Origin of the sequence: Pseudomonas sp. GM50, assembly GCF_000282375.1 — a bacterium.
Lineage (GTDB): Bacteria > Pseudomonadota > Gammaproteobacteria > Pseudomonadales > Pseudomonadaceae > Aquipseudomonas.
Genome location: NZ_AKJK01000052.1, coordinates 1 through 23,960, shown reverse-complemented (window position 1 = coordinate 23,960; position 23,960 = coordinate 1). Strand labels below are relative to the sequence as shown.

At 60.4% G+C, this 23,960-nt stretch carries 19 protein-coding genes; 5 read left to right on the top strand and 14 right to left on the bottom strand.

What is annotated here, in order from left to right; translation table 11 throughout:
* Positions 1 to 86: 86 nt before the first annotated feature.
* The 10 genes from PMI30_RS16815 to PMI30_RS16860 all read right to left on the bottom strand — a co-directional run bounded on the left by PMI30_RS16815 (position 87) and on the right by PMI30_RS16860 (position 14,382).
* Complete coding sequence (locus PMI30_RS16815; RefSeq protein ID WP_008009259.1) at positions 87 to 3,113, bottom strand: multidrug efflux RND transporter permease subunit; 3,027 nt, start codon at positions 3,111 to 3,113, stop codon at positions 87 to 89.
* A 13-nt stretch (positions 3,114 to 3,126) separates the two neighbouring features.
* Positions 3,127 to 4,275 (bottom strand): efflux RND transporter periplasmic adaptor subunit, encoded by a 1,149-nt coding sequence (locus tag PMI30_RS16820; RefSeq protein ID WP_008009257.1) that lies wholly within the window; start codon positions 4,273 to 4,275, stop codon positions 3,127 to 3,129.
* Between the two features lie 206 nt (positions 4,276 to 4,481).
* Positions 4,482 to 5,579 carry a DUF1513 domain-containing protein gene (locus tag PMI30_RS16825; protein ID WP_008009254.1) on the bottom strand — a complete coding sequence of 366 codons (1,098 nt, stop codon included), beginning with the start codon at positions 5,577 to 5,579 and terminating at the stop codon, positions 4,482 to 4,484.
* Between the two features lie 14 nt (positions 5,580 to 5,593).
* A complete protein-coding gene (locus PMI30_RS16830) occupies positions 5,594 to 6,658 on the bottom strand; it encodes an imelysin family protein (RefSeq protein ID WP_008009252.1) in 1,065 nt (354 codons plus the stop codon).
* A 27-nt stretch (positions 6,659 to 6,685) separates the two neighbouring features.
* Positions 6,686 to 8,113, bottom strand: a complete 1,428-nt coding sequence (locus tag PMI30_RS16835; RefSeq protein WP_008009250.1) for a di-heme oxidoreductase family protein — start codon at positions 8,111 to 8,113, stop codon at positions 6,686 to 6,688.
* Between the two features lie 359 nt (positions 8,114 to 8,472).
* A complete protein-coding gene (locus PMI30_RS16840; RefSeq protein WP_008009249.1) occupies positions 8,473 to 9,816 on the bottom strand; it encodes an imelysin family protein in 1,344 nt (447 codons plus the stop codon).
* 236 nt (positions 9,817 to 10,052) lie between these two features.
* Positions 10,053 to 12,104 carry a putative bifunctional diguanylate cyclase/phosphodiesterase gene (locus PMI30_RS16845; protein ID WP_008009247.1) on the bottom strand — a complete coding sequence of 684 codons (2,052 nt, stop codon included), beginning with the start codon at positions 12,102 to 12,104 and terminating at the stop codon, positions 10,053 to 10,055.
* Positions 12,105 to 12,598: 494 nt separating this feature from the next.
* Positions 12,599 to 13,195 carry a superoxide dismutase gene (locus PMI30_RS16850; protein ID WP_007898423.1) on the bottom strand — a complete coding sequence of 199 codons (597 nt, stop codon included), beginning with the start codon at positions 13,193 to 13,195 and terminating at the stop codon, positions 12,599 to 12,601.
* A gap of 176 nt (positions 13,196 to 13,371) precedes the next feature.
* A complete protein-coding gene (locus tag PMI30_RS16855) occupies positions 13,372 to 13,974 on the bottom strand; it encodes a LysE/ArgO family amino acid transporter (RefSeq protein ID WP_008009246.1) in 603 nt (200 codons plus the stop codon).
* Positions 13,975 to 13,980: 6 nt separating this feature from the next.
* On the bottom strand, positions 13,981 to 14,382 hold the full coding sequence (locus tag PMI30_RS16860; RefSeq protein ID WP_008009245.1) for an ACT domain-containing protein: 402 nt from the start codon (positions 14,380 to 14,382) through the stop codon (positions 13,981 to 13,983).
* A 96-nt stretch (positions 14,383 to 14,478) separates the two neighbouring features.
* On the opposite strand from PMI30_RS16860, the gene PMI30_RS16865 reads away from it, so the two are divergent.
* The 4 genes from PMI30_RS16865 (at position 14,479) to PMI30_RS16880 (ending at position 18,617) form a co-directional block, all read left to right on the top strand.
* Entirely contained in the window at positions 14,479 to 15,372 is an 894-nt protein-coding gene (locus PMI30_RS16865) for a LysR family transcriptional regulator ArgP (RefSeq protein WP_008009244.1), read from the top strand.
* Between the two features lie 82 nt (positions 15,373 to 15,454).
* Positions 15,455 to 16,447 carry an NAD-dependent epimerase/dehydratase family protein gene (locus PMI30_RS16870; protein ID WP_008009243.1) on the top strand — a complete coding sequence of 331 codons (993 nt, stop codon included), beginning with the start codon at positions 15,455 to 15,457 and terminating at the stop codon, positions 16,445 to 16,447.
* Positions 16,448 to 16,563: 116 nt separating this feature from the next.
* Positions 16,564 to 17,430, top strand: a complete 867-nt coding sequence (locus PMI30_RS16875) for a hypothetical protein (RefSeq protein ID WP_008009242.1) — start codon at positions 16,564 to 16,566, stop codon at positions 17,428 to 17,430.
* A gap of 338 nt (positions 17,431 to 17,768) precedes the next feature.
* Positions 17,769 to 18,617, top strand: coding sequence for a cache domain-containing protein (locus PMI30_RS16880; RefSeq protein WP_008009241.1), 849 nt, complete (start codon positions 17,769 to 17,771; stop codon positions 18,615 to 18,617).
* 134 nt (positions 18,618 to 18,751) lie between these two features.
* Here the strand turns inward: PMI30_RS16880 and PMI30_RS16885 are convergent, their stop codons facing one another.
* Both PMI30_RS16885 and pobA read right to left on the bottom strand, forming a co-directional pair.
* A complete protein-coding gene (locus tag PMI30_RS16885) occupies positions 18,752 to 20,269 on the bottom strand; it encodes an MDR family MFS transporter (protein WP_008009240.1) in 1,518 nt (505 codons plus the stop codon).
* A 78-nt stretch (positions 20,270 to 20,347) separates the two neighbouring features.
* Positions 20,348 to 21,532: a 4-hydroxybenzoate 3-monooxygenase gene (gene pobA / locus PMI30_RS16890; RefSeq protein ID WP_177318841.1), complete on the bottom strand. Its 1,185-nt coding sequence runs from the start codon at positions 21,530 to 21,532 to the stop codon at positions 20,348 to 20,350.
* A gap of 188 nt (positions 21,533 to 21,720) precedes the next feature.
* Here pobA and PMI30_RS16895 point away from each other — a divergent pair, with 188 nt between their 5' ends.
* Positions 21,721 to 22,626 carry a helix-turn-helix domain-containing protein gene (locus tag PMI30_RS16895; RefSeq protein WP_008009238.1) on the top strand — a complete coding sequence of 302 codons (906 nt, stop codon included), beginning with the start codon at positions 21,721 to 21,723 and terminating at the stop codon, positions 22,624 to 22,626.
* Positions 22,627 to 22,757: 131 nt separating this feature from the next.
* On the opposite strand, the gene PMI30_RS31505 is transcribed toward PMI30_RS16895, so the two are convergent.
* Positions 22,758 to 22,934, bottom strand: a complete 177-nt coding sequence (locus PMI30_RS31505; RefSeq protein ID WP_008009237.1) for a hypothetical protein — start codon at positions 22,932 to 22,934, stop codon at positions 22,758 to 22,760.
* Positions 22,935 to 23,100: 166 nt separating this feature from the next.
* A partial coding sequence (locus PMI30_RS16900; protein ID WP_008009236.1) for a LysR family transcriptional regulator occupies positions 23,101 to 23,960 on the bottom strand: 860 nt, incomplete at its 5' end.

The following is a 23,960-nucleotide window of genomic DNA, read 5'->3' as shown; positions in this document are numbered from 1 at the left end:
TGTGTGTTCAGGTACACCGCATGCAATGGTTTACGACTGCTACGCAGCCGAACGGGGGCAAGCCCCCTCGCCACAGGGATATGTCTTCAGGGCTTATCGGGCTTGGCCAGCAACGTGTAGATGCACGGCAACACGAACAAGGTGAACAGCGTCCCGATCGACATCCCCGTCGCGATCACCGTGCCGATGTCGAACCGGCTGACGGCACCCGCGCCCGTGGCGATGATCAACGGCACCATGCCGAACACCATCGCCGCCGTGGTCATCAATACCGGACGCAGGCGAATGGCCGCCGCTTCCTCCACCGCTTCGCGAGGTGACAGGCCCTTTTCCTTGCGTAGCTGATTGGCGAACTCGACGATCAGGATCCCGTGCTTGCTGATTAGCCCGATCAACGTCACCAATCCCACTTGGGTATAGATGTTCATGCTCGACCAGCCAAGGAACAGCGGGATCAACGCGCCACAGATCGACAGCGGCACGGTGACCAGAATCACCAGTGGGTCGCGGAAACTTTCGAATTGGGCTGCCAGCACCAGGAAGATGATCGCCAGCGCCAGGGCAAAGGTGACCCACAGCGCGCTGCCTTCCTGAATGTACTGCCGTGATGCACCGGCATAGTCGACGGCAAAACCCGCCGGTGCTTCTTCCCGGGCGATCTGGCGCACGGTGTCGATGGCTTCACCCATGCTGACCAGCGGGACTCCGGAAAGAATCGCCGAGTTGAGTTGCTGGAACTGGTTCAACTGGCGCGGTCGCGCCCGGTCGGTCACGGTAATCAGGGTCGACAGGGGCAGCAGTTCGCCCTTGGCGTTCTTGACGTAATAATGGTTCAGCCAGTCGGGGTTATCCCGGAAGGGCCGTTCCACCTGGGCGATGACTTTGTAGCTGCGACCTTCGATGGTGAAACGGTTGATCTCTGCTTCACCCAGCAACGTTGCGAGGGTGCCGCCCAGGTCCTGCATCGATACACCCATCTGTGCAGCCTTGGCCCGATCGATATCCACCACGACTTCGGGTTTGTCGAAGGCCAGGTCGACGTCGACGAAAGCGAACTTGCCGGATTCCATCGCCCTTTTTTTAACCCGGTCCGTCACTTCCAACAACGACTCATAGGTGTTGGCCGAGTTGATCACGAATTGAAACGGCAAGCCTTCGCCGGTGCCCGGCAAGGACGGCAGGTTGAAGCCGAAGATTTGCAGCCCGGGAATGCTCTCCAGTTTGCTCTGAACCTCGGGCAGGATCTGCATTTGGGTCCGGTTGCGTTCGTTCCAGGGTTTGAGCAGGAAGCCGCCGATCCCCGATTGCACGCCGTTGAAGCCGTTGATCTGGAACGAGGAGTAGTACTCGGGGAACTCCTTGAAAATCGTGAGGAACTCGTCGGTGTAGGTGTTCAGGTAATCGAGGTTGGCCGGTTGCGGGGCATTGGCCATCATGAAGATGACGCCCTGGTCCTCGTCCGGCGCCAGTTCCGACTGGGTAAATTTGAGCAGCACCGGAATCAGGCACAGCACGATCACCGCGAACACCAGCACCACCGGCCGGGTGTTGAGGGTGCCGTGAAGCACACTCTGGTAGCGACGCTTGAGGCCTTCGAAGATCATGTCCAGGCGATGAGCCAGGCCGCTGGGGTTTTCATCGTGGCGCAACAGCAGGGCGCACATCATCGGCGACAGTGTCAGGGCAACAACGCCGGAAATCACCACCGCCCCGGCCAGGGTCAGGGCGAACTCCTTGAACAGCGCCCCCGTCAGGCCGGTCAGAAAGCCGATCGGCGCATAGACCGCCGCCAGGGTAATGGTCATCGACACCACCGGCATGGCGATTTCCGCAGCGCCTTCAAGCGCGGCATCCAGCGGTGTCTTGCCTTCTTCGATGTGTCGATGGATGTTTTCCACCACCACGATGGCGTCGTCCACCACCAGCCCGATGGCCAATACCATCGCCAGCAAGGTCAGCAGATTGATCGAGTAGCCCATCATCTGCATGAAGAACATCACGCCGATCATCGACAGCGGAATGGTGACCACCGGGATCACCACCGAGCGCAGGGCGCCGAGGAACAGGAACACCACCACGATCACGATCAGCACCGCTTCGAACAGGGTTTTCACCACTTCGTCGATGGAGGCCTGGATGAACAGCGTGGCGTCGTAGGCGATTTCACCTTTCAGGTTCGGCGGCAACTGGGCTTCCAGCTCCGGCATGATCTTGCGCACTTCCCGGATCACATCCAGCGGGTTGGCGCCGGGCGTGGCCTTGATGCCGATGTACACCGAGGGCGTGCCGCCGAAGGAACTGACGGAGTTGTAGTTCTCCGCGCCCATCTCGACCCGCGCCACGTCCCGCAGCAGTACGCGACTGTCGCCCTCTACCTTGAGCGGGATCGCGCCAAAGGCCTCGGCGGATTTGAGTTCGGTGTTGGCGTTGATGCTGGTGACCACATACTCGCCTTTCACTTCGCCGGCGGCGGAGAGGAAGTTGTACTGGCGCACGGCGTTGGTCACGTCGCTGGCGCTCAGGCCATAACCGGCGAGTTTCACCGGGTCCAGCCACAGGCGCATGGCGAACACCTGATTACCAAGAATCTCGGCTTCGGCCATGCCCGGCAGGGTCGCCAGTTTCGGCTGGATAACCCGCGACAAGTAATCGGTGATCTGCGGATTGCTCAGCTCCTTGCTAAAGAAACTGATGTACATCAGCGCCGAAGCGTCGGCGGCTTCCTTGCTCAGCACCGGGTCTTCGGCGTCTTGGGGCAGTTGGTTCTTGACCTCGTTGGCCTTGGCCAGCAGCTCGGTGAACAAGCGGTCGCTGTTGGAACCGATGCGCGCGTAGATCGAGATCACCGAGAAGTTCTGTCGACTGACCGAGGTCATGTAGTCGATGCCTTCGGCGCTGGCCAGGCTCTGCTGCATCGGTTGGGTGATGTAACCCTGGATGGTTTCGGCGTTGGCCCCGGGGTAAGCGGTGGTCACCGTGATCAGGGCGTTTTCCATTTGCGGGTATTGGCGCAACGGCAACTTGCTCCAGGCCTGGAAGCCCAGCAGCACAATCAACAGGCTGACCACGGTGGCGAGCACCGGGCGGCGGATGAACGGGTCGGTAAAAGCCATGGGGATTCCTTGATCAGTCAGCGCGCGGCTGACTGCTCTTCTCGGCTAGGGTCTTGTCGTCGCTGATGGCAATGTGTGCGCCGTGGTCCAGTTTGATCTGGCCCCCCGTGACCACTTTTTCGCCGTTCTGCACGCCTTTGGTGATCATGACCATCCCGTCGCGGCGTTCACCGGTTTCGATGAAGCGCCGCTCGGCGATCAGGATCGGCTCGCCCTTGTCGTCTTTTTCGAGGCTGCCGTCTTCGGCCTTTTTCTGCGCGACGACGTACAGCGAGTTGCCATAAAGGGTGTAGGTGATCGCGCTTTCCGGCACGACGATGCGTGGCTGCGGATCAGGCAACATCACCTGCAGGCTGGCGAACATCCCCGGCAGCAGTTTGTCATCGGGGTTGGCCAGGGTTGCGCGTACCAGCACGTTGCGGGTGCTGCTCTCGACCTTCGGGTTGATCGCACTGATAGTGCCGGGGAAACTCTCTGTCGGGTAGGCCGAGACAATGACTTGTACCGGTTGGCCGAGGGCTATTTTCGGCACCGATTGTTCGGGCACAAAGAAGTCGACGTAGAGGCTGCTGATGTCTTGCAGGGTGGCGATCATCGTGCCGCTGGCCACGTAGTCGCCGACGTCTACCTGACGAATGCCAATGGTCCCGCTGAACGGGGCGAGGATGCGTTTTCTTTCCAGTGCCGCCTTGAGCTGATTGACGGTGGCACGGCTCTTTTGCAACACCGCCGAGAGTCGGTCGAACTCGCCTTTGGAAATGGCCTGGCTGCCCACCAACTGGCTGCCGCGACCGTAATCCAGTTGCGCCAGTCCCAGGTCGGCTTGAGCGGTTGCCAGCAGAGCCGTTTCAACGGCGGTATCGAGTTGCAGGATCGGCTGACCGGCCTTGACCTTCTGCCCCGACTCGAACTGCACCTCCTTGACGGTGCCGGCGATCTCCAGGCTCAGGTCGACCCCTTGCAGCGCCGTGAGGGTGCCGACCGTTGGCAAACGGCTTTGCCACGGACGTTCGGTGGCGGTGGCCACGGCGACACTTATCGGCGGTTTCGGCACGGAGAAGCCTTGCATCATCGTGTAGATGGAAAAGGCTTTGTAACCGGCCAGGACCAGCACGATTAGCAGAACAACACCCAGCATGATCAGCATGCGGCGACGCAGCATATTTCCATTTCCTTGGAGAAAATCAGGTGAGACAGGCGGGAACATTACTCCGAGTGTGGCAGTGAATCCAACTGCCACTTTTTACAGGCGAGCACAAAACCTGTAGGAGCGAAGCTTGCTCGCGAAAGCGGTGTGTCAGTCAGCGGAAATACCGACTGATACATCGCTTTCGCGAGCAAGCTTCGCTCCTGCAAGGGCGGGTGAGATCAGATCAGATGCAGATGGTTGTCCCAGAGCCCCGCAGGTAACTCCAGAGGTTTTGCAACCAGGGTTGTCTGGCGGCAATCGTAGTAGCGGCAGCGTCCTTGGCCCGAGGTCACGACAAACCCATCGGCCACGGCTCCGACGCCGGCGCAGTCGGGAAGTGGCGCGTCCAGGCGTACTTCACCGCTGTCCAGGTCCCAGATAAAAAAGCGGTTGCCCCGCGGTGCGGTCAGGGCGACCAGACGCAGTTCGCTGTGCACGGCGACGCTGGCGGTGTAATGCCCCATGGCCTGCAATTGATGCTCGGGCACCGGGAACGCCACGAACGGTTGGCCGGGACGCTTGATCGCCAGCAGCTCCGATGATTCATGAGCAGCGCCCATGAACTGCTGGCCGGCGACGATGGTGCCATCGCTGGCGACGCCCAAATGCCGCACGCTGTTCATCTGCTGAGCCAGTGTTTCCTTGCTCAACAAAGTGCCATCGCGCTGCATCAACACCAGGCTCGGCTCCATCGCGTTGAGGTTCATCTCGACCCGGCTTTCGGCCTCGGTGCGAATGCCGCCGTTGGCCACGATCAGCGTCTCGCCATCGGGCATCCACGACACCTGATGCGGGCCGACACCGTGGGTGGAAAGCTCGCCGCTGTGGATAAGTCGCTCACCTTCGAACTTATACACACCGAGCAGGCCACGGCCCGGGTCGGTGGTGTCGTTTTCGGTGGCGTACAGCCAGTCGCCGCTGTGGTGAATCACTGCGTGACCGTAGAAGTGCCGGTTCGGCTGCGACACCACGGTTTGCAGCAACGTGCCGTCGCGCAGGTCGATCAGGTAACTCTCGGTGCCCGGACGCCGAGCGACGAATAGCGCTATCGGCAGCGTCGGGTGGTTGATGATGTCGTGGCAACGCTGGCCGACCTGGGTGGCAAACACCCGGGTGCCGTCCAGCCGATAACCGACGGCGTAGTGCTTGCCGTCACCATCGTCCCGCGCCGAGAGCAGTAGCGGGCTTTTGTCCTTTTGCTTGAACAGCGTCCAGCCGCCCAGTGTCACCGCACCCAGCAGCAAACTCCCTAATGTCAGAGCCTGGCGTCGCAGCATGGCACTTGCCCTCATCAGTCACCGTCGTTGGCGTTGAAGCCCAGTTGGATGCCCAGCGCCTTGGCCAGTTCGCCTTCGTGCAGCCGATGGACCACGTTGAGGCTGTCGTAGATGGCGTTGAGCTGCTGGCGCCCGGCATCGTCAGTGAGCATGTCGGTCAGCGAGTGCTGGTTGCTGGCGAGCAGTTTCAGGGATGCTGCGTAGGCCGCGTCGATCTTGTCGGCCAAGGGTTTCTGCTCGCTCGGCAACAGACCGCGCAGGCCTTTGTTGTCGACACCGACCCAGACGGTTTGCGCCGCGCTCAGGCTCGCTTCCAGGCTTTTCAGCGACGATTGGCTACGCCAGGCATCGGCCTGGAACGGCTGTGGCGTGCCCTTGCTCTGGCGACCCATCGGCGTGCCGAGTTTTTTCTTCAGGGTGTCCAGCGCCGTCACTTGCACGCGCAGCAGATCGGCGATCGCTTCGTGGGAGTCGGCGTAGCGCTGGTTGGGGAATTTGCTCATCTGCGCGAGCATGCCGTCGTTGGTGTTCCAGCGCGACAGGATCTCTTCGGCCAGTTGCTTCTGACGTTCGCCAATGGCGGTCAGCAGCGGGCAGTATTTAGCTTTCTGAGCGCTGTCGGCCATGTCGATCTTGCTGTCGAACAGAATGTATTCATAGGCCGAGAGGCCTTGCACCACAACGCTGGACTTGGTCAGGGCGGCGGCATCGATCTGCGGCTGCGCGGTCACTAATTGCTCGACCTGACGGCCGACGAGGTTCTTCTTGTCCGGCCAGAACTGCACTTGCCACGAACGGTTGCCCTCGGCCAACGGCCCGATCAGCAGCGGTTGCAACTCGGCCCAGGCTTTCTGCGCGTGCAGGAAGTCGGCGCGGGCGGTTTCGAGGTTTTCCTTGCCTTGGCAGAACGCCAGGGCGCTGACCGCCAATTGACGGTCGGCTTCGACCCAGCGGCTGTAGGTCGGCAGGATGACTTGCTTGGCGATGGCCGCCGACGTGACCGCTTGCGGATCCTGGGGCGAACAGGCGCCCAAGGCGAGGGCGGCAAGGCTGGTGAACAACAATTTGGGACGGAACATGTCGGGCTCCCGCTGAAGGAAAACGTATTAAAGGGAATTCAAAAACGCCAGCAACGCCGCACGCTGCTCGGCATTGAAAGACAAAACCTGTTGCTGCGCCGCCTGTGCCTCGCCGCCATGCCAGAGCACGGCTTCAAGCAAGTTACGGGCGCGGCCGTCATGCAAAAACTGGGTGTGGCCGCTGACCGCCTGCGTCAGGCCGATGCCCCACAACGGCGGGGTGCGCCAGTCGCGGCCGCTGGCCTGGAATTCGCTGCGGTTGTCGGCCAGGCCGTCGCCCATGTCATGCAGCAGCAGGTCGCTGTAAGGGCGAATCACTTGATTGGCCAATTCAGGTTCCGCGGCGTTGGTGGCGGTGGTGTATTTCGGGGTGTGGCAGGACTGGCATCCCGCCTGGAAAAACAGATTCTTGCCGGCCAGCACTTGCGGCGCGCCGACATCGCGACGGGCCGGTACCGCGAGGTTACGGCTGTAGAACAGCACCAGACGCAGGATGTTATCGCTGACTTCCGGCTCACCCTCCGGGCCATTGCCGTTGGGCGCCTGCTTGCAAGCGGTTTGCGCGTCGGTGCAGTCATCAACGGGTCTCAGGCTGGTGGTGAGCCCCATATCACCAGAGAACGCGTGAACGTTTTGTTGATTGAGGTTCGGTTGCCCGGCCTTCCAGCCAAATCGCCCGAGAACGGTTTTCTGCTGCGCGTCGTCCCAGACCCGGTTCGGTCGTCCGGCGATACCGTTTTTCTCTCGGGCCTGAGCCTCGGCGTTAGCCAGGATGGCCTCGTCGGGAATCGCTTCTAGCAAGCCCAGGCCAATCATCGGCGGTGCGATGCGCGCCGAGAAACGCGTGTCGGGGTGCATCGGGCCGTAGCCGAGTTGGGTGATCTGCAAGGTCGGCTTACGCAACTCGATTTCGCTGCCGTCCTTGAAACGTACCGGGACCGCTGTGTAATCGACGCGCACCTTGCCTTCCGGAACGACGCCGGGCACCGACATGTCCTGGAACTGCCCGCCGTAGACCGGCTCGGGGACCACGCCCAGTTGTTCGATGACCTTGGCATAGGCCGGCGCATCAGGGATCGACAGACGCACCAGCATCGACACCGCATTCGGCGCATCGGCCGCGGGCGGGTGACCGCGCCCGTCCTTGATGTGGCAGTTCTGGCAGGCGTTGGTATTGAACAGAGGGCCAAGGCCATCGCGGGCGGTGGTGGTTGACGGCGCAATCACCCAAGGGCTGCGAAAGAAACTGTTGCCGACGCTGAAGTCGACGCGTCGTGATGGCGGCAGATTGGCGGACGGCAGGGAGAATGCGTTCTGATCGGTCTTGCGCACCGTCGCGCTGCCGCCGGAGCGGGCCTCACCGGGTTCGGCCTGGGTAAAACGCGGGGCGTCATCGCAGGCACTCAGGCCCAGGGCCAGCAGCAGTGCAGACAAGCGAAGAGGCAGCGAGGGCATCGGACATCCTGCAAGACGAGCAAAACAAGGGCGCAAAGTCTAACAGGGCAGGGGAGTTTGAATAAGAGGAATTATCGTTTGCTCCAGTTTGTAGGAGCGAAGCTTGCTCGCGAAAGCAGTGCGACAGTCACCAACGATGTTGAATGTGACGCCGCCTTCGCGGGCAAGCCTCGCTCCTACAGGTTCAGCGCAATCCAATGTGGGAGCGAGCCTGCTCGCGATAGCGATTTCACATTCAACATCAATGTTGGCTGTGATGCCCCCATCGCGAGCAGGCTCGCTCCCACAGGGATTTCATTCAGGCAGGGACAAAAAAGGCGACCGGAAGGTCGCCTTTGTATTCACTCAGCCAGCGTTGATCAGAACTCGTGATCAGCGTTGTCCGGGTTCAGGTCGCTGATGCCCAGTTTGCCAGCGGCTGCTTCGATCGAACCGGTCTGCTTGACCAGCGAGGCGATGGCGTCGCGCACGATCTGGTTGCCAGCCGTGTTACCGGCAGCGATCAGTTGGTCGTAGTGCTCACCCTTGTTGGCGTGATCGACCATGACCTGAAGCTTGGCTTCGGTGGCGGCCAGGTCGGCTTTCAGCGCGGTGTCGGCTGCCGGGTCGGCTTTGGCGACCAGCGACGACAGGCTGGCGCCGGTCATTTTGCTGCCATCGACGCGGGTGTATTCGCCCAGGTACACGTTACGCACGCCTTTGGCGTCGTAGAAGTGCGAGTTGTGAGTGTTGTCGCTGAAGCAATCCTGTTCGTCTTCCGGGGAGTTGGCTTCCAGGGAAACCTTCATGCGCTCGCCCGCCAATTCGCCCAGGGACAGGCTGCCCATGCCGAACAGCATTTTGCGCAGGCCGGTTTCAGCCGGTTCCGCTTCCAGGGTGGCGCGGTAGTTGTCGGCCACGTTCGGCTTCCAGTTACCAACCATTTCTTGCAGGTCGTTGACCAGCAGTTGGGTCACGGATTTCAGGTAAGCGCGACGACGATCGTTGTGACCGCCAGTAGCGCCTTTGCCTTCCAGGTAGTCGGAAGCCGGACGGTTGCCGGCGCCAGGACCGGTGCCGTTCAGGTCCTGGCCCCAGAGCAGGAATTCGATGGCGTGGTAGCCAGTGGCGACGTTGGCCTCGGAACCGCCCAGCTCGTTCAGGCTGGCGAGTTTTTCCGGGGTGATGTCTTTCACGTCGACCTTGTCTTCGCCGACCTGAACTTTAGTGTTGGCGATGATGTTGGCGGTGGCGCCCGGGTTACCCAGTGCGTGTTCGTAGGATTTGTCGACGTAGTCGATCAAGCCTTCGTCCAGTGGCCAGGCGTTCACCTGACCTTCCCAGTCGTCGATGATGGTGTTGCCGAAGCGGAACACTTCGCTCTGCAGGTAAGGCACGCGGGCCGCGACCCAGGCAGCCTTGGCGGCTTTCAGGGTGTCGGCGTTCGGCTTGGCGAGGAATGCGTCGACGGCGGTTTGCAGGGTTTTCGCAGTGGATTCGGCATCGCTGTAAACGGCGAAGACGATGTCGGCGTAGTGCGCGACCACAGCCTTGGCGGCGGCTTCATCGACTTTACCGGTAGCAGCAGGCGCAGCCGGGGCAGTGGTGCTGGCGGCCGGGGTCGGCGCTTGTGGAGCGGCAGCCTTGTCTTTGCCTTCGCCGCAACCGGCGAGGGAAATAGCGATGGCCAGCAGACTGGCGGTGGCCAGAGGCATACGAATCATGGCGAACATCCTGCTTCGGTGATTGATGGACGCGCGTGGAGGGCGCGCAAAACTGCGACATAATGCAAATCTTTCGCATTATGTGTAAAGGGTTGTTCCTGTAAATATTTCTTATTCACGCAATGATGTGGGGCGCATTAAAAGATCGCAGCCTCGTTTCACTCGACAGCTCCTACAGGGGAACGCGGTCCACGTAGGAGCTGTCGAGTGAAACGAGGCTGCGATCTTTTGACCTTCTACAAAATAGCCGCGTTACTGCGCTGGGCTTGCTTGAGGTAGGCGCTCAATTCCCGTGCCGGCAGCGGTTTGCTGTAGTGATAGCCCTGACCTTCGTGGCAGCCTTCGGAGATGATGTAGGCCTCTTGCTCGGCGGTTTCCACGCCTTCGGCAATCACCTGCATGCCCAGGCTCTTGCCCAGCTGGATGATGGCGCGAACGATGGTCGCATCGTCGTCGTCATCGAGCAGGTCCTGAACGAAGCTCTTGTCGATCTTGATCTTGTCCAGCGGCAGGCTTTTCAGGTAACTCAGTGATGAATAACCGGTGCCAAAGTCGTCGATGGCGATCAGCGCGCCGGAGCGACGCAGGCTCAACAAGTGCTGGGCGGCGGTGCTGATGTCTTCCATCAGGCCGGTTTCGGTGACTTCCAGCTCCAGGCTGCGCGGTGGCAGGCGGTACATCTGCAGCAGGTTATTGACCACCCGCGGCAACTCGGCGTGGTGCAGTTGCACGGTGGACAGGTTCACCGCCATGCGCAGGTCGACGAAACCCTGATCGTGCCACTCGCGCAATTGCTTGCAGGCCTGATCCAGCACCCATTCGCCGATGGCGATGATGGTGCCGTTCTGCTCGGCCAGCGGAATGAACAGGTCCGGCGGCACTAGCCCGTGTTCGGGATGTTGCCAGCGAATCAACGCCTCGACGCCCACCACGCGATGATCGCGGTAGCTGATCTGCGGTTGATAAACGAGGTAGAACTGGTCGCGGATCAAGGCATCGCGCAAGTCCTTTTCCAGCTCGCGGCGCCGACGCATTTCCGTGTCGACACTGGCGATATAGAACTGATAGCGGTTGCGCGAGCGAGTCTTGGCCAGGGTCATGGTCTGCTCGGCTTTTTGCAGCAACTTCTCGGTGCTGTCACCGTCCTCGGGGAACAGGGTGATGCCAATGGTGGCGCGCAGACGGATTTCCTGATGATCGAGGGCGAACGCCGCTTCCAGATCATCGAGAATGCTTTGGGCCAGTTCGGCCGCTTCATAGGGTTGTTCGATGTCGGCCTGAACCAGTGCGAACTGGTCGCCCCCCAAGCGGGCGAGGGCGCCGAGGCGACCGCTATGGGCCCGCAGTCGATCGGCCAGGGCCAGCAGCAATTGGTCGCCGGCCTGATAACTGAATTGTTCGTTAATGCCTTTGAAATCATCGAGCCCGACACACAGCACCGCGACCCGACGTTGTAATTTGCCGGCGTCGACGAGGATTTTGTCCAGTTGTTGCTGCAATTGCTGGCGGTTCGGCAAACCGGTGAGGAAGTCGTACTGAGCCATGCGCAGCAGGCTGTTTTCCGCTTCGTGGCGCAGGTGAGTGTTGCGCTCGATGGATTCAAGCAACTGGTTGGCGGTGTTGATCCAGACGCCCAACTCGTTTTTCTCATGACCCTTGAGCTGCGGAATCTTGTGGGCGCTGGGCCGGTCCGGGTTGATTTCGGTCAGGTGTTCGATAATCCGCGACAGCGGTTTGGTCAGCAGCCAGTGATAGACCAGGTACAGCACCAGGGCCATGGCCAAGGCGCGCAATACGCCAGAGATGAAGATGATCACCGAGCTGACAATGAAGCCCTTGCCGTAGGTGGCGGTGTCGAGGGTAATGCTCAGGTCGCCGTAGTACTCGCTGTAGGGCCCGCGACCCACCAGTTGAGTGGTGAAGGTGCGTTCCTGGCCGAGGATCAGATCGGTCAACCAGCGGCTGTTGGAGTGCTGCAACTCACGGGTTTTTTGCGCCAGCATGGCTTCGTGAGGATGGCCGATGGAGGCCATGCGCACGGCGTCGTCCTGAAACAGGCCTTCGATCACCTGCATGCCCATTTCCCGGTCCAGGCTGTAGACGGCCTGGGTCGAGGGGTCACGGAACATGTCGAGGATGCGCTGAGCATCATTGGCCACGGCCTGGCGTGTTTTATAGGCATCGAAAACGATCTGCGCGCAGCTCAAGACCACGCCGACGATCAATGCCGACAGGAGCACGACCCGGAGCAACTTCACCGACAAGCTGTTCTTGAGTTCCAGCTTCAAAGGGTTATTCCTTGTTCCGTGCGGGTAGCGTCAAGTTGCCATGAGTATTGGCAATCCGGTGATGTCAGTCAAAGGGACAATCCAACCCAGGGGATTTTGCCGGTAGCTTGGCCGATAGGCTGTTGTTTGGAGTATTTGCCCTATTAGCACTGTGTCGGTTGTTGAGGCCCTCAACTTGAGGGGAACGGGACAATTTTTCCTTGTAGTTGATGTTAGACGGCTGTGATGTGGGGGCAAGAGGACGAATGCCACTCGCATTGTGGGAAAGCGCCCTGATTTTTAATGGAAGCCCCGCCAATCCCATTATGAGATGGTATGGACCGCGTTATCGTTCTTCGCGGGCAAGCCTCGCTCCTACAGGAGTATCGACGTTCCCAGATTCAATGCCCCTGTAGGAGCGAGGCTTGCCCGCGAAGGCGGCTGCAGGAATGTACCCATTTCCCCAGCCCACAAAAAAACCCGGCAAAAGCCGGGTTTCTTGACTGGCGCGAAGCTTAAGCGGTGAAGGTTTTGCCTTCGAACTGCTCAGCCACGAATTTCCAGTTGACCAGGTTCCAGAACGCTTCGACGTACTTCGGACGAAGGTTGCGGTAGTCGATGTAGTAAGCGTGTTCCCAGACGTCGCAGGTCAGCAGCGGGGTGTCGCCGCTGGTCAGCGGGTTGCCGGCGCCGATGGTGCTGGCCAGGGCCAGGGAACCGTCAGCCTTTTTCACCAGCCAGCCCCAACCGGAACCGAAGGTGCCGATGGAGGTTTTGCTGAACTCTTCCTTGAACTTGTCGAACGAACCGAACGCTGCGTTGATGGCATCAGCCAGCGCGCCGGTTGGTTGACCGCCGGCGTTTGGCGCCAGGCAGTTCCAGTAGAACGTGTGGTTCCAGACCTGAGCGGCGTTGTTGAAGATACCGCCCGAGGAAGTCTTGACGATTTCTTCCAGGGTCTTGCCTTCGAACTCGGTGCCTGGCACCAGGTTGTTCAGGTTCACGACATAGGTGTTGTGGTGCTTGTCGTGGTGATACTGCAGAGTTTCCTCTGAAATGTGCGGCTGCAGGGCATCGTGTGCGTAAGGCAGCGGCGGCAATTCGAAAGCCATGATGATTCTCCTAATCAGGTCAGTTGCGGTGAGCGCAAGGCCGATCACGGGCGGCCAGACATGCGCCGGGGAGTTTGTACTCTTTGCGGCGCAGGGATCGGATCATAGCACCGGGGGTGCGGCATAACCACGCAACAACTGTGTGGAATAGAGGTTCCAGAGCCTTTTGGAATAAATCACCCGGCGCTGATTAACTGGAACGCTACAGTGAACATCATGACGGCGACCAACAGGTCGAGGATTCGCCAGGTGCCTGGCCGTGCCAGCCACGGCGCCAGCCATGCCGCGCCAAGGGCCAAAGTGAAAAACCACAGTAATGACGCACTGGCCGCGCCCACCACATAAGCACCGGGCTCGGTTTGTTGAGCGCCGAGGGAGCCGATCAGCAACACGGTGTCCAGATAAACGTGCGGGTTGAGCAACGTCACCGCTAACGCACTGAGCAGCACCGCCCGCAGTGAGCGTACCGTCTGATTTTCACCCTGTTGCAGGCTTTGTTTCGAGCAGGCCCGACGCAACGCCAGGCTGCCATACCACAGCAGAAACGCCGCGCCTCCCCAGCGGGCGATGGCCAGCAGGGTCGGGTTTTGCGCCAGCACCGTCGCCAGCCCGAACACTCCGGCGGCCACCAGTAGCGCATCGCAGGTGACGCAGAGCGCCGCCACCGGCAGGTGATGTTCACGCCGAAGGCTCTGTGCCAGCACAAACGCATTCTGGGTGCCGATCGCCATGATCAGCCCAGCGGCCACCAACAGGCCGTTCACATAGCTTTGCCACATACGTTTTTACTCCGCGTCGGTCGCCAGGTCCCGCAGTACTTGGAGGGCGCGTTCGGCATCGGCCTGGCCGACGAACAAATGGTCGTGGTAATACCCGGCGATCACGTTGCAACTGATGCCGGCCTTGCCCAGTGCCGTGGCGAACGCGGCGGTCAGGCCGACGGCTTCGAGGGCCGAGTGCACGTTCAAGGTGATCCAGGCGGCGACGTAGTCGAAGCTGAAACCGGCCTTTTCAGCGTGGGAACGTTGCAGAATCACCGTCAGGCCTTCCCGTTCACGAAAACTGCCGACAATCTCAAGGCCGGCGGGCAACTTGCCGTCGCGCAACGTGCAGAACACATATTCGCCGTCGTTGAGTTGCGGGCTCATGCTGCGCAGCAGGGTTGCCAATGACGTTTCGCCAGCCATGTCGGTGATCCTTGTTCAAGAGTTCTTGCTGGCCATTCTCCGGTTGAAGGCTGTATAAGAAAAACCAATAGTGCTGATCGCCCATTAGGAAAACTGATGTTCGACTACAAATTGCTTTCTGCGCTCGCCGCCATCATCGAGCAGGCCGGATTCGAACGCGCCGCGCAGGTGCTGGGTTTGTCCCAATCGGCCATCTCCCAACGGATCAAACTGCTGGAGGCACGAGTCGGCCAACCGGTGCTGGTGCGGGTCACCCCCCCGGCGCCGACGGAGATTGGCCGGCGATTGCTCAACCATGTGCAGCAGGTGCGGCTGCTGGAGCGCGATCTGCAAAGCCTGGTGCCGGCGCTGGACGAGGAAGGTCTGCCGGAACGCCTGCGCATCGCGCTGAATGCCGACAGCCTTGCGACTTGGTGGGCCGAGGCGGTGGGGGACTTTTGCGCGGAACAACATCTGTTGCTCGACTTGGTGGTGGAAGACCAGACCGTCGGCCTCAAACGCATGCGCGCAGGCGAAGTGGCGGGGTGTGTCTGCGCCAGTGAACGGCCGGTGGCCGGCGCGCGCAGCGTTCTGTTGGGGGCGATGCGTTACCGTGCGATGGCGAGCCCGGCGTTCATTGCCCGGCATTTTCCCGAAGGTGTGCGCGCCGATCAGTTAGCCAAAACCCCGGCCCTGGTGTTTGGCCCGGATGATTTCCTACAGCATCGCTACCTCGCATCCCTCGGTGTGGACGGCGGTTTTGAACACCATTTATGCCCATCGTCCGAAGGCTTTCTTCGTCTCACGGAAGCAGGGCTTGGCTGGGGCCTGGTGCCTGAGTTGCAGGTGCGCGAGCAACTTGAGCGCGGTCAATTGCAGGAGCTTTTGCCAGATAAGCCGATCGATGTGCCGCTGTACTGGCATCATTGGCGCAATGGCGGTCAGCTGTTGGGGTTACTCACCGACCAATTGGTGCACTCGTCGAAGCAATGGCTGGTGCCGTTGGACTGACGGGCAGCGTCAAGACCTCACGGCCTACGCCCTACGCAATATGCAAAGCGCAAAACGTAAAACGAAATATTCGGAGCAATTCATGAAGATTCTGGTCACCGGCGCAAGCGGCTTCATTGGCGGACGCTTTGCGCGTTTCGCCCTGGAGCAGGGCCTGGACGTGCGGGTCAACGGTCGCCGGGCCGAGAGCGTCGAGCATCTGGTGCGCCGTGGCGCCGAGTTCATTCAGGGCGACTTGAGCGACCCGCAACTGGCGCGCGACCTGTGTTCAGACGTCGAAGCCGTGGTCCATTGCGCCGGCGCGGTCGGTTTGTGGGGGCGGTATCAGGACTTTCATCAAGGCAACGTCGAAGTCACCGAGAACGTGGTCGAGGCCTGTTTGAAACAGCGGGTCCGGCGTCTGGTGCACCTGTCGTCGCCGTCGATCTACTTCGATGGCCGCGATCATCTGGGGTTGACCGAAGAGCAAGTGCCCAAGCGCTTCAAACATCCCTACGCCGCGACCAAATACCTGGCCGAGCAAAAAGTCTTCGGTGCGCAGGAATTCGGCCTCGAAACCCTGGCCCTGCGCCCGCGTTTCGTCACGGGCGCAGGCGACATGAGCATTTTCCCGAGATTGCTGAAAATGCAGCGTAAAGGGCGGTTGGCGATTATCGGCAATGGCCTGAACAAGGTCGATTTCACCAGCGTGCAAAACCTCAATGAAGCATTGCTCAGCAGCTTGCTGGCCAGCGGTTCGGCCTTGGGCAAGGCCTACAACATCAGCAACGGAGCGCCGGTTCCGTTGTGGGATGTGGTCAATTACGTGATGCGCCAAATGGATGTCCCACAGGTTACCCGTTACCGTTCCTACGGTTTGGCCTACAGCCTTGCCGCGCTCAACGAGGGTGTGTGCAAGCTGTGGCTCGGTCGTCCCGAACCGACCCTGTCGCGGCTGGGCATGCAAGTCATGAACAAAAACTTCACCCTCGACATCAGTCGCGCACGGCATTATCTGGACTACGATCCGAAAGTCAGCCTCTGGACCGCCCTTGATGAATTCTGCGGCTGGTGGAAGGCTCAGGACATTCGCTGACACACAAGGGTGGCCCTGACTGAACCGAGTTCAGGGTTCAGGGTCAACCGGTGCGGCAGCGGGGGTTATACTTCGCCGCATCAAGCCATCACCGCGTTCCACAAAGGTTGACCCTAATGCCCATGCGTAACGATGCCAACGACGACTTCGACGATGTCCCGAGCCTGCGCGCCGACAGCCTCGATGACGATGATTTTCCGACCACCGCTCGCACTTCCGTGCATTCGCGCACCACACCGGTGGTCAAGGTCAAAGGCCCGAGCACCGGCCCTCTGTGGGCATTGGTCGGCGCGCTGTTCTTTGCCTTCGCCGGCCTTGCCTGGTGGAGTTTTCAGCAGATCTCGCTGATGGAACAGCAACTGGTGGCGACCCAGGAAAGTTTCGCGCGCATCAGTGAGGAAGCGGCGGGGCGCCTGCAGGATATTTCCGGCAAGGTCGTGGCCAGCCAGTCCAACGTCAACACCGGCAGTGAAGCGTTGAAGCTGCAAATCAAACAGCTTGAAGGCAAACTCCAGGACCAGAGCAAGCAGCTGGAAAGCAAGCTTCAGGACCAGAGCAAACAGCAGCAGGGCGTACTCGGCCAGACCACCGAACTGGACAAACGCCTGGCGCAAATGACCGCGCAAGCCACCGAACAACAAACCGCCAATGCTCAGTTGCAGGCCCAGGTCAAAGCCTTGAGCGGCGAACTGGCCGCGTTGAAGAACGCGTCGGCCGATACCAGCCAAGTCGATGCCCAGCTCAAAAGCCTGGGTGCCGACATTACCGCGCTGAAGAGGCAAGGCAACCCGAGCGCCGCCATCGAGCGTCTGGAACAAGACATGATCGTGCTCAAAAGCCAGCAGGACAACCGCCCGGCCACCGCACAAGGTGGCACCAATACCGCCGAGTTCGACGCCTTCCGCGGCCAGGTCACCCGCAACATCAACACCCTGCAGGCGCAGATTCAGAATCTGCAGCAACAACTGCGCACCCGGCCTTGATTGACTGATGCCGTGATGAGGAATGGGGCTTTTGTGGTGACGGAGCTTCTGTGGCGAGGGGGCTTGCTGTGGCGAGGGGGCTTGCCCCCGTTGGGTGGCGCAGCCGCCCCAATCCATTCGCCGCCGTTTTTCAGATAATCCGCGGCGCCTGATTTGCGACTGCTGTGCAGCCGAACGGGGGCAAGCCCCCTCGCCACAAAAAGCCTCTCCCTACAGAAAATCCCCTGGCCACACAAAGCCTCTTCAAAGCACAGCGCCCACCACGCTTTCCTGAATATTCATACATAACCCCAAGCCGTCTACGCTCTTGAAACACTAACAAGAACGGGGAATGCACCATGGGGGTTCTTCACAAGCTGGCCTGGCTGGGCGGTTTGCTTTTGCTGTGCCTGGGGCCGGTTCATGCCGCCACGACGGAAAAGGCTGACAGCCAGGCCGCCAAAGCCTTGCTGGAAAAAGCCCTGGCCTATTACCACGAGCAGGGTGACAAGGCTTTTGCGGCGTTCAGCCGTCAGGGCGAGTTTGTCGACAAGGATCGTTATGTCTTCGTGGTCGATACCAAGGGCGTGATGCTCGCCAGCGGCGGGCCATCTTCGGCGTTGATCGGTCGCGATGTGTCCGAGGTACTCGGGCCGGATGTACAGAAAGCCTTCAAGGACGCCTTGAAAGTGCCGGAGGGCAACGGCATTCAGCAGGCCGAATACCGCTGGCAGAACTGGGCCGACGGTAAGGTTGAACGCAAGCATGTGTTCTATCAGCGCGTCGGCCAGCGGATTCTGGCGGTTGGTTACTACCTGCCACGGGCCTCGCCGCAACAGGCGCAAGCGTTGCTCGATAAAGCAGCGGTCGATCTGGCCAAAAACGAGAAGGGCACGCTCACAGCGATCAACTCCCTCAAGGGCGGTTACTTGCAGGATGACCTGTACGTGTTTGTCGTCGACCTGGATACCCGGCGTTATGTCGCTCACGGCACCAACCTGCGATTGATCAATACCGACTTCGGCAAGATCAAGGACCCGGAAGGCAAACCGGTGGGCGAGCCGATTCTGGCGCTGATGGCCAAACAGGCTGACGGCGAATACGAGTACCGCTGGAAAAACCCGGTGACCGGCAAGGTCGAAGACAAGCATGCCTACCTGAAAAAGGTCGGGCATTTTCTGGTGGCGGTGGGGTATTACAGCCCTTGATTCAAGGTTACTGAAAGACCGCAATCGCGAGCAGGCTCGCTCCCACAGTAAATCTCCATTGGTCACAAATGTTGCATACGGCCTAGATCCAATGTGGGAGCGAGCCTGCTCGCGATTGCAGGCGCCTCGGTCCCCTACCGAACCGTGTCCTCCCGCCCCCGCAACACTCTATTCGGCATGGCAATCGCCGCCGCCAGCCCCAGCAGCGACACCGCCGCGCTGACCATCAGCAAGTGCCGGAAGGTCAGCAGCAATTCTGCGCGCAAGGCGTCCTGCGCATCCCCCGGCGCGGCGTTCAAACCGTCCAGCAAGACATTCCCCGAACTCCCCTCGGCCATCAGCGAAGAGCTGGCCAGGTGCGCGAAACTCGAATCCTGCAACAACGCCAGCAGCAGCGCCGACATTAACGCCACACCCACTGCGCCGCCCAGAGAGCGGAACAGATTGGTGGTGCTGGTGGCGACGCCGATGTCCCGTTGTTCCACCGAGTTTTGCGTGCCCACCAACGATGTCGGAAACTGCATGCCACTGGCAATGCCGCTGAGCAACATGAACAGGCTGCTCAGCACAAACGCCTGAGGCGCGCTGAGCGCCATGCCGAGAATCGAGAACGGCATCAGCAGGGCGCCGGTCAGAATCATCGGTTTATAACGACCACTCACCGAGGTCTGGCGTCCGGCGAAATACGCGCCTATCGGCAAGCCCATGGCCAGCGGCAACAGGTGCAGAGCGGCGCTGTCAGCCCCGGCGCCGGTGACGCTCTGGAAGCGCAGCGGCATCAGCACGATCAAGGAAATCGCCTGGAAACTGGTGAAGAAAATCGTGCACCAGCAAAAAATCGCACTGCGGTTGGCAAACAAATGCATCGGCAGCAACGGTTCCCGCGCCCGCCGTTCATGCCAGACGAACACGGCCAGCACCACCACCGCACAACCGAGCAAACCCAAGACTTCAGCGCTGCGCCACGAATGGCCCTGGCCAACCTGAGTAATGCCCAGCAACAACGCTGTCAGGCCAATGATCATCAGCAAGGTGCCGAAGTAGTCGATGACCGGTTTGCGCTGTGGCACCGGCAGCCCCACCAGCGTGCGGTAGGCCACCAGCCAGGCACCCAGGCCCAGTGGAAGGTTAATCAGAAACACCCAGCGCCAGGACAGGTATTCGGTCATGTAGCCACCGAGCACCGGGCCGGCCACGCTGGCCACCGCGTACATGCTGCTGAAGTAACCCTGATAGCGACCGCGCTCGCGGGGTGGAACGATGTCGCCGATGATCGCCTGGCTCACCGAAATCATCCCGCCGGCGCCGATACCCTGAAGGATCCGCGCGAGCACCAATTGCTCCATGCTTTGCGCCATGCCGCAGAACAATGACGCCAGGGTGAACACCCCCATGCCGAACAGCATCAACTTGCGGCGCCCATACAGGTCACCGAGTTTGCCGTAGATCGGCACCGCCACGGTCATCGCCACCATGTACCCGGAAATCACCCAGGCCAACAGGCTTACATCCTTGAATTGCGCGGAAATGGCCGGCATCGACACGGCGACGATGGTCTGGTCCAGCGCGCCCAGAAAGATCGCCAGCATCAGTGCGATCAACACGCTGCGAATGGCCGGTTTGGGCGTTTCAGGCTGGTTGAGATTGGTCACGGGTAAAACCTGCGGGCAGTAATGGACCCGCAGCAGGCAAGGCGAGCGGGATGCTCGCCAGTGTAGATCGGTAGGAGGCTATTCGATAGCCTCGTATGGAAGGCCAACGTAATTTTCGGCGATGGTTTTTCGGCCCGCCTCGGAGTCCACGAAATAGGCCAGCTCCGACTCGCTGATGCGCTGGCTGAACGCGTCGTGCTCGTCGAAGCGATGCAACATCGAGGTCATCCACCAGGAGAATCGCTCGGCTTTCCACACCCGCCGCAAGCAAACCTCGGAATACTTCTCCAGCAAATCCACGCGCCCTTCGCGGTAAACCTTCAGCAGAATATTGAACAACGTACTGACGTCGCTGGCCGCCAGGTTCAGGCCCTTGGCGCCGGTGGGCGGGACGATATGGGCGGCGTCGCCGACCAGGAACATCCGCCCGTACTGCATCGGTTCGACCACGAAGCTGCGCAGCGGCGCGATGCTTTTTTCGATCGACGGGCCGGTCACCAGCGTGTCGGCGAGGGCGGCAGGCAGACGGGCTTTGAGCTCATCCCAGAAACGTTGGTCAGACCAATCCTCGACTTTGTCCTGGGCCGGTACCTGGAGGTAATAACGGGTACGTGTCGGCGAACGCATGCTGCACAGCGCAAAACCCCGTTCATGCCGCGCATAGACCAACTCTTCGTGCACCGGCGGCGTGTCAGCGAGAATCCCCAGCCAGCCGAACGGATAAACCCGCTCGAACACCTTCAGGCAGTCGGCAGGAATCGACTGCCGCGCCACGCCATGGAAACCGTCGCAACCGGCGATGTAGTCACAATCGAGTCGATACGTTTCGCCGTCCTTGTCGAAGGTGACAAAGGGTTCGGCGGTTTTCATGCCGTGGGGGACGACATTGCTGGCTGCATAGATCGTCTGCGCACCGGCGTCCCGACGAGCGGCCATCAGATCGCGGGTGACTTCGGTCTGGCCATAGATCGTCACGGTTTTGCCGCCGGTCAGCGCCTGCAAATCGATGTGTACCCGGCGCCCGTCGAGGGCCAGTTCAAAGCCTGCATGGACCAGCCCTTCGGCGTCCATGCGCTGGCCCACCCCGGCCTGACGCAACAGCTCTACCATGCCTTGTTCGAGGACTCCGGCGCGGATGCGTCCGAGCACATAGTCCGGGGTCTGGCGTTCGAGGATCAGGGTGTCGATGCCGGCGTTATGCAGCAATTGGCCGAGTAGCAAACCAGAGGGGCCGGCACCGATGATCGCGACTTGGGTTTTCAGTGTTTTCATTGTTTTTATGACTCGCAAGCTCCACGCGACCAAGGCCGGTGAATGATTTTTATGGATCGAGTACTTGCATTTTTCACTTGCGAGTCTGTCAATTGAAGGGGAAAACTGAGCCGATACCTGTACATTCTGCCAATCGGTGCGATTATCGCCCCGTTACCCTCGAGGCCTGGATTGAAGTGATGAACAAGCCTGACCTGCCATCGATTCCGGTGTTCAAACTCTACGGTGAAAGCCTGGACTGGCCGACCCCTGACTTGCTGCACTGTGAAACCATTTCCAAACGCAGCCGCGAACATCAATGGGAAATCAAACCCCACCGCCACGCCGATTTGTGTCAGTTACTCTTCGTTTTCAAAGGTCAGGCAGAGCTTGAGATCGAAGGCAAACGCTCACAATTGACTGAGCCGGCAATCCTGATTCTGCCGCCGTTATCGGTGCATGGTTATCGGTTTTCCGAGGACGTCGAAGGTTTCGTCGTCACGCTGGCCGCGCCGCTGATCGCCCATCTTCAGGCGCAGTTGGGCAATTCGGTGAACGCTCTGGCACAGGCCGAAAGCTACCCGGCGGGCAAGGACAGCGAGTACCTCAACAGCCTGTTTTCAGCGCTGCAAAGCGAGTACACCGGCCATCAACCGGCGCGGGAAATGCTCATGCATTCGCTGGTCAGCGTGATTATGGTGTGGATCAGCCGCCAGGTGATTCAGCGCCAAAGCGCCACCCAGCGTCCGCAGCGGGCTCGGGAATACCTCAACGGCTTTATTCAGCTGGTGGAAGAAACCTATCGCCAGCACGTCAAGGTCGAGGACCTGGCTCATCGGCTGGGGATTTCCGTGTCCCACCTCAACGGCACGTGCCGTGAACTGGCGGGGCAACCGGCGTTGCAGATCATGCATGAGCGTCAATTGCTGGAGGCCAAGCGCTTGCTGACCTACACCAGCATGACCATTTATGAAATGTCCGACGTGTTGGGGTTTTCCGATCCGACCAACTTCACACGCCTGTTCAGGCGTCGCGTGGGGATCTCGCCCAAGGCCTTTCGCGACCGTTTGAAGGCCGATCAGGACCATGCCGATAACGAGACCTGAACCCCGTGGCGAGGGGGCTTGCCCCCGTTGGGTCGCGAAGCGACCCCAGCATTTCAATGAGAACACCGCATTCACCGAGTTACGACTGCTGCGCAGCCGAACGGGGGCAAGCCCCCTCGCCACAGGGTTCGTTATCGGAGGGCATTGAGGCTTGCGTTGTGGGGGATGCAGCGCTCGAAGTTGCAGCTCGCGAAGTCACGGGGCTGTTGTCGCAACTGCTCGACACGCCAGGCGGCTGTGCCATACAGCGCCAGCGTCGCCGCGCAAGTGATGAAAATGGCGAGGTATCTTTTTGTTTTGATGTTCATGGCGTTGACCTCTGAACGAATACCCTTGGGTACTGCTTTGAGCATAGGTCAGCGCGGGTGAGTTGCCAGCAAAGCGGCCCTCGCGTTTAACGCAATATTCAGAACATTGATATCCCACAGGGGGTCTGTGTGTTGAAGGGGGAAAGCATTCCCTCCATTGATCCGGTTACAGACCTAGATCCCACTCCGGCTCTTCCGGAAATCTGAGCACCAGAAAATCCAGCATGCTGCGCAACGCCGCCGGCATGTGCTTGCGTGAGGCATACACCGCATAGATGTTCAGCTGCCGGGGCTCGGCCTGGGGCAACAGGCGGATCAGTTCGCCGCTGTGGATATGCACGCCGGCCAGGTAACTGGGCAGCATCACCACGCCGGCGCCGGCCAACGTCGCGCGCAACAGCGTACTGGCTTCGTTGGCGCTGATGTTGCCCTGTACCGGTACCGAGACGGGCTCGCCGTCCTGTTCGAAATGCCACAGGCTTTTGCCGAAGTAGGAGTGGGTCAGGCAGTTGTGCAGGCTCAGGTCCTCGACCCGTTGCGGCGTCGGGTGCTCGCGCAGGTAGGCGGGGGAGGCGCAAATCACCGAACGGCAGACCGTCAGGCGCCGGGCGATCAGGTTCGGGTCCAGGTCGTTGCTGGTGCGGATCGCCAGATCGATGCGTTCATCCACCAGATTCACCGTGCGGTCGAGCATTTGCATATCGATGCTGACGCCGGGGAAACGTTTGACGTAAGCCGCCATGGCGTCCGCCAGTTGCGCCTGGCCGAACGAGGTGCTGACGCTGATCCGCAGCAGGCCTCGCGGTGCGTCGTCCGGCTCGCTGACGGCGGCTTGCATGTCGGTGGACAAATCGAGCATCTGCCGACAGCGAGGCAGCATTTCCGTACCGGCGGCGGTCAGGCTCAATTTGCGTGTGGTGCGGTGCATCAGGCGCGCGCCGACCCAATCTTCCAGCTCCGCCAGATAGCGTGAAACCACCGGCCGTGACAGGTCCAGGTGATCGGCGGCAGCCGATTGGCTGCCCA

Coding starts and splice junctions, on each gene's coding strand:
- PMI30_RS16840 (WP_008009249.1), bottom strand. CDS start 9,816: ATGATTCGTATGCCTCTGGCCACCGCCAGTCTGCTGGCCATCGCTATT.
- PMI30_RS16815 (WP_008009259.1), bottom strand. CDS start 3,113: ATGGCTTTTACCGACCCGTTCATCCGCCGCCCGGTGCTCGCCACCGTG.
- PMI30_RS16825 (WP_008009254.1), bottom strand. CDS start 5,579: ATGCTGCGACGCCAGGCTCTGACATTAGGGAGTTTGCTGCTGGGTGCG.
- PMI30_RS16875 (WP_008009242.1), top strand. CDS start 16,564: ATGCCCATGCGTAACGATGCCAACGACGACTTCGACGATGTCCCGAGC.
- PMI30_RS16835 (WP_008009250.1), bottom strand. CDS start 8,113: ATGCCCTCGCTGCCTCTTCGCTTGTCTGCACTGCTGCTGGCCCTGGGC.
- PMI30_RS16830 (WP_008009252.1), bottom strand. CDS start 6,658: ATGTTCCGTCCCAAATTGTTGTTCACCAGCCTTGCCGCCCTCGCCTTG.
- PMI30_RS16860 (WP_008009245.1), bottom strand. CDS start 14,382: ATGGCTGGCGAAACGTCATTGGCAACCCTGCTGCGCAGCATGAGCCCG.
- PMI30_RS16865 (WP_008009244.1), top strand. CDS start 14,479: ATGTTCGACTACAAATTGCTTTCTGCGCTCGCCGCCATCATCGAGCAG.
- PMI30_RS16850 (WP_007898423.1), bottom strand. CDS start 13,195: ATGGCTTTCGAATTGCCGCCGCTGCCTTACGCACACGATGCCCTGCAG.
- PMI30_RS16870 (WP_008009243.1), top strand. CDS start 15,455: ATGAAGATTCTGGTCACCGGCGCAAGCGGCTTCATTGGCGGACGCTTT.
- PMI30_RS16895 (WP_008009238.1), top strand. CDS start 21,721: ATGAACAAGCCTGACCTGCCATCGATTCCGGTGTTCAAACTCTACGGT.
- PMI30_RS31505 (WP_008009237.1), bottom strand. CDS start 22,934: ATGAACATCAAAACAAAAAGATACCTCGCCATTTTCATCACTTGCGCG.
- PMI30_RS16855 (WP_008009246.1), bottom strand. CDS start 13,974: ATGTGGCAAAGCTATGTGAACGGCCTGTTGGTGGCCGCTGGGCTGATC.
- PMI30_RS16880 (WP_008009241.1), top strand. CDS start 17,769: ATGGGGGTTCTTCACAAGCTGGCCTGGCTGGGCGGTTTGCTTTTGCTG.
- PMI30_RS16820 (WP_008009257.1), bottom strand. CDS start 4,275: ATGCTGCGTCGCCGCATGCTGATCATGCTGGGTGTTGTTCTGCTAATC.